Annotated in this window: 14 protein-coding genes; 11 read left to right on the top strand and 3 right to left on the bottom strand. The window is 53.7% G+C overall.

Annotation, left to right across the window (positions count from 1 at the left end; translation table 11 throughout):
- Positions 1 to 5: 5 nt before the first annotated feature.
- Positions 6 to 1,493 carry a UxaA family hydrolase gene (locus tag SOM82_RS17855; RefSeq protein ID WP_320460880.1) on the bottom strand — a complete coding sequence of 496 codons (1,488 nt, stop codon included), beginning with the start codon at positions 1,491 to 1,493 and terminating at the stop codon, positions 6 to 8.
- A gap of 17 nt (positions 1,494 to 1,510) precedes the next feature.
- Positions 1,511 to 2,923 carry a glucuronate isomerase gene (gene uxaC, locus SOM82_RS17860; protein ID WP_320460881.1) on the bottom strand — a complete coding sequence of 471 codons (1,413 nt, stop codon included), beginning with the start codon at positions 2,921 to 2,923 and terminating at the stop codon, positions 1,511 to 1,513.
- 480 nt (positions 2,924 to 3,403) lie between these two features.
- On the opposite strand from uxaC, the gene SOM82_RS17865 reads away from it, so the two are divergent.
- The 11 genes from SOM82_RS17865 (at position 3,404) to SOM82_RS17915 (ending at position 10,753) form a co-directional block, all read left to right on the top strand.
- The gene (locus SOM82_RS17865; protein ID WP_320460882.1) at positions 3,404 to 4,702 is read left to right on the top strand and encodes an MFS transporter; all 1,299 of its coding nucleotides are present in this window, start codon (positions 3,404 to 3,406) and stop codon (positions 4,700 to 4,702) included.
- Between the two features lie 117 nt (positions 4,703 to 4,819).
- A complete protein-coding gene (exuR, locus tag SOM82_RS17870; RefSeq protein WP_154126360.1) occupies positions 4,820 to 5,596 on the top strand; it encodes a transcriptional regulator ExuR in 777 nt (258 codons plus the stop codon).
- A 348-nt stretch (positions 5,597 to 5,944) separates the two neighbouring features.
- The gene (yqjA, locus tag SOM82_RS17875) at positions 5,945 to 6,607 is read left to right on the top strand and encodes a DedA family general envelope maintenance protein YqjA (RefSeq protein WP_154126361.1); all 663 of its coding nucleotides are present in this window, start codon (positions 5,945 to 5,947) and stop codon (positions 6,605 to 6,607) included.
- Between the two features lie 55 nt (positions 6,608 to 6,662).
- Complete coding sequence (gene mzrA / locus SOM82_RS17880) at positions 6,663 to 6,992, top strand: EnvZ/OmpR regulon moderator MzrA (protein ID WP_501083569.1); 330 nt, start codon at positions 6,663 to 6,665, stop codon at positions 6,990 to 6,992.
- Between the two features lie 154 nt (positions 6,993 to 7,146).
- Positions 7,147 to 7,515, top strand: a complete 369-nt coding sequence (locus SOM82_RS17885) for a DUF1090 domain-containing protein (protein WP_154126363.1) — start codon at positions 7,147 to 7,149, stop codon at positions 7,513 to 7,515.
- A 41-nt stretch (positions 7,516 to 7,556) separates the two neighbouring features.
- A complete protein-coding gene (locus SOM82_RS17890) occupies positions 7,557 to 7,862 on the top strand; it encodes an ElaB/YgaM/YqjD family protein (RefSeq protein ID WP_154126364.1) in 306 nt (101 codons plus the stop codon).
- 2 nt (positions 7,863 to 7,864) lie between these two features.
- Positions 7,865 to 8,263 (top strand): phage holin family protein, encoded by a 399-nt coding sequence (locus SOM82_RS17895; RefSeq protein WP_320460884.1) that lies wholly within the window; start codon positions 7,865 to 7,867, stop codon positions 8,261 to 8,263.
- Positions 8,260 to 8,559 carry a YqjK-like family protein gene (locus tag SOM82_RS17900; protein ID WP_320460885.1) on the top strand — a complete coding sequence of 100 codons (300 nt, stop codon included), beginning with the start codon at positions 8,260 to 8,262 and terminating at the stop codon, positions 8,557 to 8,559. Before SOM82_RS17895 ends, SOM82_RS17900 begins: the two co-directional genes overlap by 4 nt.
- A gap of 242 nt (positions 8,560 to 8,801) precedes the next feature.
- Positions 8,802 to 9,194, top strand: coding sequence for a DoxX family protein (locus SOM82_RS17905; protein WP_320460886.1), 393 nt, complete (start codon positions 8,802 to 8,804; stop codon positions 9,192 to 9,194).
- 101 nt (positions 9,195 to 9,295) lie between these two features.
- On the top strand, positions 9,296 to 10,282 hold the full coding sequence (locus SOM82_RS17910; protein WP_320460887.1) for a glutathione S-transferase family protein: 987 nt from the start codon (positions 9,296 to 9,298) through the stop codon (positions 10,280 to 10,282).
- A 105-nt stretch (positions 10,283 to 10,387) separates the two neighbouring features.
- Complete coding sequence (locus SOM82_RS17915) at positions 10,388 to 10,753, top strand: DUF805 domain-containing protein (RefSeq protein ID WP_154126371.1); 366 nt, start codon at positions 10,388 to 10,390, stop codon at positions 10,751 to 10,753.
- 37 nt (positions 10,754 to 10,790) lie between these two features.
- Here SOM82_RS17915 and SOM82_RS17920 read toward each other — a convergent pair whose 3' ends face one another.
- A complete protein-coding gene (locus SOM82_RS17920; RefSeq protein ID WP_154126372.1) occupies positions 10,791 to 11,687 on the bottom strand; it encodes a LysR family transcriptional regulator in 897 nt (298 codons plus the stop codon).
- Between the last annotated feature and the right edge of the window lie 30 nt (positions 11,688 to 11,717).

An 11,717-nucleotide genomic window follows, 5' to 3' on the forward strand; every position in this document is an offset into this window, starting at 1 on the left:
ACAACTTATAGCGTCACGCCACTCTTGAAGATCGCCAGTTCGCGGAAATCATTGCGTTCATTGCAGGTCTGTTTGCCGTTGGCAAATTCAACGATGGTGTCGATGAATTCATTCAGCACCTGCGGCATACCTTTACCGTGAATGAGCTGTCCGGCGTCAAAGTCGATCCAGTGTTTTTTCTTCGCCGCCAGTTCGCTGTTGGTGGCAATTTTTACCGTCGGGACAAAGCCGCCATACGGCGTGCCGCGACCGGTACTGAACAGCACCATATGACAGCCCGCACCCGCCAGTGCACTCGTCGCCACCGCGTCGTTACCCGGCGCGCTTAACAAGTTCAGACCGTGCGTTTTCAGGCGTTCACCATAGCGCAGAACGTCCACCACCTGGCTGGCTCCCGCTTTCTGCGTACAGCCGAGGGATTTCTCTTCAAGCGTCGTGATCCCGCCCGCCTTGTTGCCCGGCGATGGGTTTTCATAAATCGGTTGGTTGTGCGCAATAAAGTACTGTTTGAAGTCGTTCACCATGGTGACGGTTTTTTCAAACGTCTCTTCGTCGCGGCAGTGACTCATCAGAATGCGTTCTGCGCCAAACATTTCCGGCACCTCGGTCAGCACCGTTGTACCGCCGTTGGCAATCATATAATCCGAGAAACGCCCCAGCATCGGGTTGGCGGTGATGCCTGACAGGCCATCGGAGCCGCCGCACTCAAGACCAAACTTCAGTTCACTCAGTTTGCCCGGCTGACGCTTGTCGTGACGCATCACGTCATACAGCTGATGCAGTTGTTCAAGGCCCGCTTCGACTTCATCGTCCTGATGCTGACACACCATAAAGTGCACACGCTCAGGATCGAACTCACCCAGCGTTTCGCGGAAGGCATCGACCTGGTTGTTTTCGCATCCCAGGCCAATCACCAGCACCGCGCCCGCATTCGGGTGGCGCACCATGTTTTGCAGCATGGTGCGGGTATTAATGTGGTCGTCACCCAGCTGCGAGCAGCCGTAGGTGTGACTGAACAGGAATACCCCGTCAGTCCCTTCAGCATTGTTGGTCTCTTTCAGAAAACGATTCTGAATTTGACGGGCAATACCGTTAACGCAACCGACGGTTGGCAGGATCCACAGTTCGTTGCGGATCCCCACTTCTCCGCTGGCGCGGCGGTAGATCTCAACGTCGCGATCACCCCCCTGCCCCATTTCGGCCTGGAAATCAGGTTGATAGCTGTACTCGTCCAAATCGCTGAGATTGGTGCGGGTATTGTGGGAATGAATATGTTCACCCGGCACAATATCCGCCAGCGCATGACCGATCGGTAAACCGTACTTCACCACGTTCTCGCCTTTGGCGATCGGGAACAGAGCGAATTTATGCCCGCGCACAATCGCCTGGCGAAGCGTGACGGTCTGGTTTTCAACGGTGACTTCAGCACCTTCGGCCAGATCCGCCAGCGCTACGGCAACGTTATCCAGCGAATGGATCTTGATGTATTGCATATCAACCTCAAACGGTCTTAGTTCAGTTCAATGGCGAAGTAATCGCGCGCATTGTTAAAGCAGATGTTTTTCACCATGTCGCCCAGCAGCTGAATGTCGGCTGGCGCTTCACCCGCAGCCACCCAGCGACCAATCATCTGGCACAGAATGCGGCGGAAATATTCATGGCGGGTATAAGACAGGAAGCTGCGGCTATCGGTCAGCATCCCCACGAAGCGGCTTAACAAACCGAGCTGCGCCAGCTGCGTCATCTGACGTTCCATGCCATCTTTCTGATCGTTAAACCACCAGCCGGAACCAAACTGCATTTTTCCTGGCATCCCTTCGCCCTGGAAGTTACCGATCATGGTGCCCAGCACTTCGTTATCGCGCGGGTTCAGGCAGTACAGAATGGTTTTCGGCAGCAGATTTTGCTCGTTCTGTTTGCTCAGCAGTTTTGACAGCTCTTCCGCCAGAGGACGATCGTTGATGGAGTCAAAGCCCACATCCGCGCCCAGCAGTTTGAACTGACGCTGGTTGTTATTACGCAGCGCACCGATGTGATACTGCTGCACCCAGCCGCGGCGCGCATACTCTGCGCCCAGGAACACCAATACGGCGGTTTTGAACTGTGCCACTTCGTGCTCGCTCAGGGACTCACCCGCCAGGCGGCGTGCCAGGATCGCGTCCAGCTCGGACTCGCTGGCTTCAGCAAACAGCACCACGTCAAGCGCGTGGTCCGACACCTTACAGCCATGCGCCGCAAAGTGATCCAGTCGTTTGGTCAATGCGGTTTGCAGATCGGTGAAACGACGGATATCGGTATCAGAGACTTCGGCCAGTTTCGCCATATAGTCATTGAAGGTCGCCTGCTCGATATTGAAGGCTTTATCCGGGCGCCAGCTCGGCAGCACTTTGATATCAAAGGAGGTGTCTTTGGCGACAACCGCGTGGTGTTCCAGCGTATCAACAGGATCGTCGGTAGTGCCGACCATTTTCACATTCATCTGCTGCATGATTCCGCGCGCGGAGAATTTATCCTGCGCCAGCAATTCACCGCACTGATCCCAGATTTCATCCGCAGTGGTTGGCGACAGCAGCTTGCCGGTGATACCGAACGGACGACGCAGCTCCAGATGAGTCCAGTGGTATAACGGGTTGCCGATGGTATGAGGCACAGTTGCTGCCCACGCATCGAACTTCTCACGATCGGACGCATCGCCGGTACACAGGCGCTCAGCCACACCGTTGGTGCGCATCGCACGCCATTTATAGTGGTCACCCTTCAGCCAGATGTCATACAGGTTTTTGAAACGGTAATTTTCGGCAACCTGCTGCGGCGGCAAATGGCAGTGGTAGTCGAAAATCGGCTGGTCTTTTGCATAGTCATGGTACAGACGGCGAGCAAATTCAGTATCTAATAGAAAATCTTCGGTCATAAACGGCGTCATTATCGTCTTCCTCTATAACGAGAGCGTCAGAAAGCTAAAGCTTATGTTCAGATGCTGCAAAGTTATCACACCAATTTCCAGCGACCGAAGTTTTTTTCGTGAGTTAGATCAATAAACGCTGACAAATAATTTACCCTCAAAGGAGTAAAACACTCCGCAACCCGCGCCATTCCTGGCTTTGAAACGCCAAAATAATGACCACACAAAGATTCACACTTTTGTGATGTCACTCACCTTTTAAAGTTGTATGACAAGTTATCTTTTCCGCCGTCGCAACATATAAGCCGACGGAATGCATTACCGGTGTTTAAACATCGGAATTAGCGGTACGGATACCGACTTATGCACGATTACTTATGGCAAGGTTCGGGCCGTTCCGGGAGTCACTCCCGTTACGCCCTCCCGTTACAAGACAGCTCCCGGAAACGGTCGAGATGTACCGTGCTCCGGCGCGGCAATACTATAACGATGAGGTTTTACATGCGTAAAATTAAAGGGTTACGTTGGTACATGATCGCACTGGTGACGCTCGGCACCGTGCTGGGCTACCTGACGCGTAACACCATAGCAGCGGCTGCGCCAACGCTAATGGAAGAACTGCATATCTCCACGCAGCAATACTCCTATATTATCGCGGCCTACTCCGCGGCTTATACCATCATGCAGCCTGTAGCGGGCTACCTTCTGGATATTCTGGGTACTAAAGTCGGCTACGCCTTCTTCGCGGTCACCTGGGCAATTTTCTGCGGTGCAACCGCGCTGGCAGGAAGCTGGGGTGGACTGGCGCTGGCACGTGGTGCGGTCGGTGCGGCTGAAGCCGCGATGATCCCTGCGGGTCTGAAAGCCAGCTCTGAGTGGTTCCCGGCGAAAGAGCGCTCTATTGCTGTCGGTTACTTCAACGTCGGCTCCTCTATCGGCGCGATGATTGCCCCTCCGTTGGTGGTGTGGGCTATCGTGATGCACAGCTGGCAGCTGGCGTTCATCATCTCCGGCGTGCTGAGCTTCGCCTGGGCCATGGCATGGCTGATTTTCTACAAACACCCACGCGATCAGAAGAAACTGTCTGACGAAGAACGTGCGTACATCATTGGTGGTCAGGAATCCCATCACCAAACCAACAACGGCAAGAAAATGTCCGTCTGGCAGATTCTGGGGACCCGTCAGTTCTGGGGTATCGCCCTGCCGCGCTTCCTGGCAGAACCAGCGTGGGGGACCTTTAACGCCTGGATCCCGCTGTTCATGTTTAAAGTCTACGGCTTTAACCTGAAAGAAATCGCGATGTTTGCCTGGATGCCAATGCTCTTTGCTGACCTGGGTTGTATCGTCGGGGGTTATTTACCGCCGCTGTTCCAGCGCTGGTTTGGTGTGAACCTGATTGTCTCCCGTAAAATGGTCGTGACCATGGGCGCACTGCTGATGATTGGCCCGGGGATGATCGGCCTGTTCACCAGCCCGTATGTGGCAATCGGCCTGCTGTGTATTGGTGGTTTTGCTCACCAGTCTCTTTCTGGCGCGCTGATCACGCTCTCTTCTGACGTCTTTGGACGTAACGAAGTGGCAACCGCCAACGGCCTGACCGGTATGGCAGCCTGGACCGCGAGCACCATGTTTGCTCTGGTTGTGGGCGCGCTGGCTGACACTATCGGCTTTAGCCCGCTGTTCGCTGTTCTGGCCATCTTCGACCTGCTGGGTGCGGTGGTTATCTGGACGGTACTGAAAAACCAGTCTGCCGACGAGCTACTCAATGGCTCTGTGGGTGGGCCTGCGGCGCAAAGTTAGCGTCTGCCAGGCATCGAAGGAAGCCGCCTCAGGGCGGCTTTTTTCATGGGGAAATCTGGAGACTGGCGCGCAAAAGTGGTATAACAAATCATCCGCCGTACCCTGCCTGGAGCGCATATGGAAATCACCGAATCACGTCGTTTATATCAGCAACTTGCTGCCGAGCTGAAAGCTCGCATCGAGCAAGGCGTCTATCTTGTCGGTGACAAACTCCCTGCCGAGCGCTTCATTGCTGATGAAAAGAGCGTTAGCCGCACCGTGGTTCGCGAAGCGATTATCATGCTGGAAGTTGAAGGCTATGTAGAGGTACGCAAAGGCTCCGGGATTCACGTGATCTCAAATCTGCCTAAACACTCCCCGGTGCCGGACGAAAGTCTTGAATTCGCCAGCTATGGTCCCTTTGAGCTGCTCCAGGCTCGCCAGCTGATCGAAAGTAATATCGCCGAGTTTGCTGCAACCCAGGTGACCAAGCAGGACATCATGAAACTGATGGAAATCCAGGATAACGCGCGTAAGGAAAAATGCTTCCGCGATTCCGAATGGGACCTGCAGTTTCACGTCCAGGTGGCACTGGCCACGCAAAATACCGCTCTGGCTGCAATTGTTGAAAAAATGTGGACTCAGCGCGTTCACAACCCGTACTGGAAGAAACTGCACGATCATATAGATTTGCGTACCGTAGATAACTGGTGCGACGATCACGATCAGATTCTTAAAGCGCTGATTCGTAAAGATCCCCATGCCGCAAAACTGGCCATGTGGCAGCATCTCGAAAACACCAAACTGATGCTGTTCAATGAAACCAGCGACGACTTCGAATTCAACGCCGACCGCTATCTTTTTGCCGATAATCCCGTCGTTCATCTCGATACCGCATCCAGTCAGGCAAAATAGCACTCTTTTTCGCTGGCAGGTGCAACGATGCGCCTTCCGGCGAGCGTGGGTCAGTAAACATATATAGTGTCAGCCTGTGTAAATACCCTCGCGTCCTTTCCATTCCATAGGCCAAAATCATTTACCCGCCGGATTGCAAATTCTGTGACGCATGACGTTGGGCTTTGTTACAATTGGATGCAAATTGCATTTATTAAGTTAGTGCTTGCTTACCCAGCCACTTTACAGGGAACAGTTCTGGCCACCACATTGTGTCCGCGAGCGACCATAATGAAATCATAACCCATGTCGCTGTGCTGTTTGACCCGGATAACAGGCGAGACGTTAACCGATTTCCAGGAACACTGAATGGAACTTTTGACCCAATTACTGAATGCCTTATGGGCTCAGGATTTCGAAACCCTGGCCAATCCCTCCATGATTGGCATGCTCTATTTCGTCCTGTTTATGATTCTGTTTCTTGAGAATGGATTGCTCCCGGCGGCTTTTCTGCCTGGTGACAGCTTATTGGTCCTTGTGGGCGTTCTGTGTGCAAAAGGGGCGATGGCCTTTCCGCAGACCGTCTTACTGCTCACCATCGCCGCAAGCCTCGGGTGCTGGTTGAGCTATATTCAGGGCCGATGGCTTGGCAATACGCGTATTGTCCAAAACTGGCTTTCCCATCTCCCGGCACATTATCACCAGCGCGCGCACCATCTTTTCCATAAGCATGGCCTCTCGGCGCTGCTGATTGCCCGCTTTATCGCTTTTGTGCGCACGCTACTGCCTACCATCGCTGGTCTTTCCGGCCTGAGCAGCGCGCGTTTCCAGTTCTTCAACTGGATGAGCGGTCTGCTGTGGGTGCTGATTTTAACCAGCCTCGGCTATCTGCTGGGTAAAACGCCGGTGTTCCTGAAATATGAAGATCAGTTGATGTCCTGCCTGATGCTTCTGCCTGTCGTGCTGCTGGTTTTTGGCCTGCTCGGCTCGCTGTATGTGCTGTTGAAAAAGAAATATGGGGCCAGAGGGTAATATGGTCACTGCCCCTTTCTCCGTGCGCCGCTGGTCTTATGCCATTGTCGCGCTGATGCTACTCAGCGCGATGATTCTGATCTGGACCGCGCTTCAGCATCAGGAATCTACGCTGGCGATCCGCCCGGTCAGCCAGGGGGCCAGCGTACCGGATGGGTTTTACATCTGGCATCATCTGGATGCGAATGGCATTCGCTTTAAAAGCATTACACCGCAAGACGACGTTCTGCTGATTAAGTTTGACTCCAGCGCGCAAAGCGCTGCGGCAAAAGTCGTGCTCGACAGATCGTTGCCTCACGGTTATATCATTGCCCTACAAGAAGATGAGAGTCAGACCGCAGCGTGGTTAACGCGGCTGCGCGATAACTCTCATCGGTTTGGTTAATTACCAGGATTCTGAATCTTTTCACTCACTTTGGTGATAACCCCGTTTACTTACTATGCTTAAGTACGCGGAGCACCCCTCAGTTGTTCTCCGCATGACACTGGAAAAGCGGCACGCTCTCGAAAATGCCGCCACACAATGGAAGGTTTCTATAATGAAATACCGCATCACTCTGGCTCTGGCCCTGTTTTCTTTAAGCACAGCTTCCTTTGCAACCTCTCTCTGTCAGGAGAAAGAAAAGGATATTCAGCGCGAAATCAGTTATGCCGAAAAGCATAACAATCAGAATCGTATCGACGGTCTGAAGAAAGCGCTGAGTGAAGTCAAAGCTAACTGCTCGGACAGCAAGTTGCGCGCCGATCACCAGAAGAAAATCGCTGAACAACAGGACGAGATTGCTGAACGCCGTCAAGACCTGAAAGAAGCGAATGAGAAAGGGGATGCGGACAAAATTGCTAAGCGCGAGGCAAAGCTGAAAGAGGCACAGGAAGAGCTGAAAGCCCTTGAAGCTCGCGACTATTGAGTTAATTATTGAGTTAACGGAAATCTCAACAGGAGAAAATCATGTCTAAAGATACTACTTCAGAACACCTGCGCGCTGAGTTGAAATCCCTGGCCGATACCCTGGAAGAGGTGCTGAACTCTTCGACCGATAAATCGAAAGAAGAGCTGAGTAAACTGCGCAGCAAAGCGGAAAGCGCGCTGAAAGAGAGTCGCCATCGCCTGGGCGACACCAGTGATGCACTGGCAAAACAGACTCGTGAAGCGGCTGCCAAAGCAGACGAATATGTCCGTGATAATCCATGGACGGGCGTAGGCATCGGCGCTGCGGTCGGTGTGGTTCTGGGCGTTCTGCTGACGCGTCGCTGATTATGGAAGATCCTCGTCACGCACAGGGGCCTGCTAAAAACGTCCTCGGTATCGGACAGCGTATTTTAACCACGCTGGTCGGCATTGCCGAAACGCGAGTTCGTCTGGCGGTGGTCGAGCTGGAAGAGGAGAAAGCCAATCTCTTCCAGATGCTGCTGATGCTGGGACTCACCATGCTCTTCGCCGCGTTTGGCCTGATGAGCCTGATGGTATTGATCATCTGGGCTATCGATCCGCAGTATCGCCTTAATGCGATGATCGCCACCACGGTTGTGCTGTTGGTGGCGGCGCTCATTGGCGGGCTGTGGACGATGCACAAGGCGCGTAGCTCAACGCTATTACGCCATACCCGTCAGGAGCTGGCCAATGACCGCGCACTGCTGGAGGATGACAAGCTGTGAGCAGCAAAACAGAACGTCAGAAACGGAAAGCGTATCTGTTAAGTCAGATCCAACAGCAACGGCTGGATCTGACTGCCAGCCGCCGTGACTGGCTGGAAGTGACGCACTCATACGATCGCGGCTGGAACACGTTTCTGAGCCTGCGCTCATGGGCGCTGGTCGGTAGCAGCGTGATGGCTATCTGGACGGTTCGTCATCCCAGCATGCTTGTCCGCTGGGCAAGACGGGGCTTTGGCGTCTGGAGCGCATGGCGACTGGTGAAAGCGACCCTTCGCCAGCAACAGCTACGCAGCTGATCTTCCCATACCGGGCAAGACGTTCCTCCTGCCAGGCCTGATGGCACGTTGTCTATCAGGCCTGGTCTTTCCCCCTCCCCTTCAGTCACTCAATATCTTTGAAGAAGATTGACAGTTTTCCTTGCTAACAATTGCTCCCCGTCACGTTTATTATCCTCTCCATCGACAGCAAACACGCGGTATCTACCCGGATTTGCACACAAATAATAATTAGCAGCCCCCGTGGTTCCCTGGAGAGTAAAATGAAAAAATTAGAAGATGTTGGTGTACTGGTAGCGCGCATTCTGATGCCAATTCTGTTTATCACCGCAGGCTGGGGCAAAATCACCGGTTATGCGGGTACCCAACAGTATATGGAAGCGATGGGCGTCCCGGGGTTCTTGTTGCCTCTGACCATTTTGCTTGAGTTCGGCGGCGGTCTGGCGATTCTGTTCGGCTTCCTGACCCGCACCACCGCACTGTTTACCGCAGGCTTTACGCTGCTGACCGCGTTCATCTTCCACAGCAACTTTGCGGAAGGCATGAACTCCCTGATGTTCATGAAAAACCTGACCATCGCGGGTGGCTTCCTGCTGCTGGCTATCACCGGTCCGGGCGCATTCAGCATCGACCGTGCGCTGAATAAGAAGTGGTAAGCACGCTATACTGAATTAAAAAGCGAGGAGATATCTCCTCGCTTTTGCTTTTGCTTTTGGGTCACATGAAGTATCAAGGGCACATCTGAAACGGAGGAAAAATGGGACAATTAGTTGACGGCGTCTGGCAGGATATCTGGTATGACACCAAATCCACTGGAGGGCGCTTCAAGCGTTCTGTTTCCGCATTCCGTAACTGGCTGACGGCCGATGGCCAGCCAGGCCCGAGTGGCGAAGGTGGTTTTGCGGCGGAAAGAGATCGCTATCACCTCTACGTATCACTGGCCTGCCCATGGGCGCATCGCACGCTGATCGTACGCAAGCTGAAAGGGCTGGACGCTTTCATTCCGGTTTCTGTCGTCAATCCGCTGATGCTGGAAAACGGCTGGACCTTCGACAGCGACTTCCCGGCGGCTACCGGCGATGATCTTTATCATCATGATTTTCTTTATCAGCTCTATCTGCAGGCCGATCCGCATTACACCGGACGCGTCACGGTTCCCGTGCTGTGGGATAAAAAGAATCAGACTATCGTCAGCAATGAATCGGCCGAAATCATTCGCATGTTCAACACGGCCTTTGACGCGCACGGCGCGCGGGCGGGCGATTTCTACCCGCCAGAACTGCGCGATAAAATCGACGAGCTGAACAGCTGGATTTATGACAACGTCAACAATGGCGTCTATAAAGCCGGGTTTGCCACCAGCCAGGAGGCCTACGACGAAGCGGTGAAACAGGTGTTTGAATCACTGGCGCGGCTGGAGCAGATCCTGGGCCAGCACCGCTTTTTGACTGGCGATCGCCTGACAGAGGCCGATATTCGCCTGTGGACCACGCTGGTCCGTTTTGATCCGGTGTATGTCACCCACTTCAAATGCGATAAACACCGAATCAGCGATTACCTGAATCTGTATGGTTTCTTGCGTGATATTTATCAAATGGATGGCATCGCCGAAACGGTCGATTTTAACCATATCCGCACGCACTATTACCGCAGCCACAAGACGATCAACCCAACCGGAATTATCTCCGTGGGTCCGTGGCAGGATCTTGATGAACCCCACGGTCGCGACACGCGTTTCGGCTAAATGTTAAGGGCATCCACGGATGCCCTTTTTTAATTCATCATCTACAACTATCCTTAACTCGATTGCTTAAAAAACAAGTGATTGACTGCATATCGAGGCATAAAAATGGACTGGTATTTAAAAGTACTGAGAAACTACGTAGGGTTTAGCGGCCGCGCGCGGCGTAAAGAATACTGGATGTTCGTTCTGGTGAACTTCATCCTCGCCATTGTGCTGGGTATCGTCGATAAAATTCTGGGGTGGGAGCGTGCGGGTGGCGAAGGCATTCTTACCACGATTTACGCGCTGCTAGTCTTTCTGCCGTCATGGGCGGTACTGTTCCGCCGGCTTCACGACACCGACCGTTCAGCATGGTGGCTGTTGCTGATTCTGATCCCAATTATCGGCTGGCTGGTGATTCTGATCTTTAACTGCCAGAGCGGCACACCGGGTGAAAACCGCTTTGGACCCGACCCAAAACCTCTTGCCTGAAACGAGCCCGGCAGCCTGATGCTGGCCGGGCCAAACGCTATTTATGCGCAAACAGTTTTGGGATCTCGCGTAAACACCACGATTTCGCCTCGCCCATACTGTCGCGACGCCAGGCCATGATGATGTCCACTTCGTTGGTGTACTCCGGGCTGACCACCCGCAGACGCCCTTCGGCAATATCTTTCTCCACGAACGGATAGGGCATCGTTGCTACGCCAAGCCCCGCTAACAATGCCTGACGTTTATCTTCCAGCGAAGTGACCGTCAGACGCGGCTGTTTGTCCAGCAGCTGAACGGTAAGCACCGGACGTTCACGCGCGGTGTCCGCCACCGCGACACCGCGATATTTAACGCGAGTGACCTCCGATAACGGCTCCGGCTCCTGATGAATCGGGTGATCCGGTGCGGCAACATAGACGTTCAGCACGCTATAGAGTTTGCGCGAGTTGATCTCCGAGGAGGACCGGAAGTGCATATCGGGTGCGATGACAATATCCGCCCTGCCCGTCTCCAGACGTTCCCATGCCCCCGCCAGCACTTCGGTAATGATCGAAAGCTGAGTATTGGCTTTGAGGGCCAGACGTTCCACCAGCGGAAATAACGCGGCAGTAGGGACCAGCGCTTCCGTCACCAGAGTGAGATGGGTTTCCCAGCCGCGCGCCAGCGCTTCGGCGTCGGTGGTGAGTTTATCGGCGGCTTCCAGCAGCACACGGCCACGTTCCAGCAGCATGCGCCCCACATTGGTGAATTTTGTTCGATGACCGGAACGGTCGAACAATACTACATCCAGCTCTTCTTCCAGCTTCTGCATGGTGTAACTCAGGGCAGACGGAACGCGCCCCAGCTCATCTGCCGCAGCGGCAAAGCTGCCACGCCGGTCAATCGCGTCCATCACGCGCAGCGCCTCAAGCGTCAATGCTCTCTCTTTAGCCATCTCGTTCTCATTCAGGAAATTTGAACATAC

The sequence above is a fragment of the Lelliottia sp. CFBP8978 genome (genome assembly GCF_034046055.2).
Lineage (GTDB): Bacteria > Pseudomonadota > Gammaproteobacteria > Enterobacterales > Enterobacteriaceae > Enterobacter.

Coding starts and splice junctions, on each gene's coding strand:
- SOM82_RS17855 (WP_320460880.1), bottom strand. CDS start 1,493: ATGCAATACATCAAGATCCATTCGCTGGATAACGTTGCCGTAGCGCTG.
- uxaC (WP_320460881.1), bottom strand. CDS start 2,923: ATGACGCCGTTTATGACCGAAGATTTTCTATTAGATACTGAATTTGCT.
- SOM82_RS17865 (WP_320460882.1), top strand. CDS start 3,404: ATGCGTAAAATTAAAGGGTTACGTTGGTACATGATCGCACTGGTGACG.
- exuR (WP_154126360.1), top strand. CDS start 4,820: ATGGAAATCACCGAATCACGTCGTTTATATCAGCAACTTGCTGCCGAG.
- yqjA (WP_154126361.1), top strand. CDS start 5,945: ATGGAACTTTTGACCCAATTACTGAATGCCTTATGGGCTCAGGATTTC.
- mzrA (WP_501083569.1), top strand. CDS start 6,663: ATGCTACTCAGCGCGATGATTCTGATCTGGACCGCGCTTCAGCATCAG.
- SOM82_RS17885 (WP_154126363.1), top strand. CDS start 7,147: ATGAAATACCGCATCACTCTGGCTCTGGCCCTGTTTTCTTTAAGCACA.
- SOM82_RS17890 (WP_154126364.1), top strand. CDS start 7,557: ATGTCTAAAGATACTACTTCAGAACACCTGCGCGCTGAGTTGAAATCC.
- SOM82_RS17895 (WP_320460884.1), top strand. CDS start 7,865: ATGGAAGATCCTCGTCACGCACAGGGGCCTGCTAAAAACGTCCTCGGT.
- SOM82_RS17905 (WP_320460886.1), top strand. CDS start 8,802: ATGAAAAAATTAGAAGATGTTGGTGTACTGGTAGCGCGCATTCTGATG.
- SOM82_RS17910 (WP_320460887.1), top strand. CDS start 9,296: ATGGGACAATTAGTTGACGGCGTCTGGCAGGATATCTGGTATGACACC.
- SOM82_RS17915 (WP_154126371.1), top strand. CDS start 10,388: ATGGACTGGTATTTAAAAGTACTGAGAAACTACGTAGGGTTTAGCGGC.
- SOM82_RS17920 (WP_154126372.1), bottom strand. CDS start 11,687: ATGGCTAAAGAGAGAGCATTGACGCTTGAGGCGCTGCGCGTGATGGAC.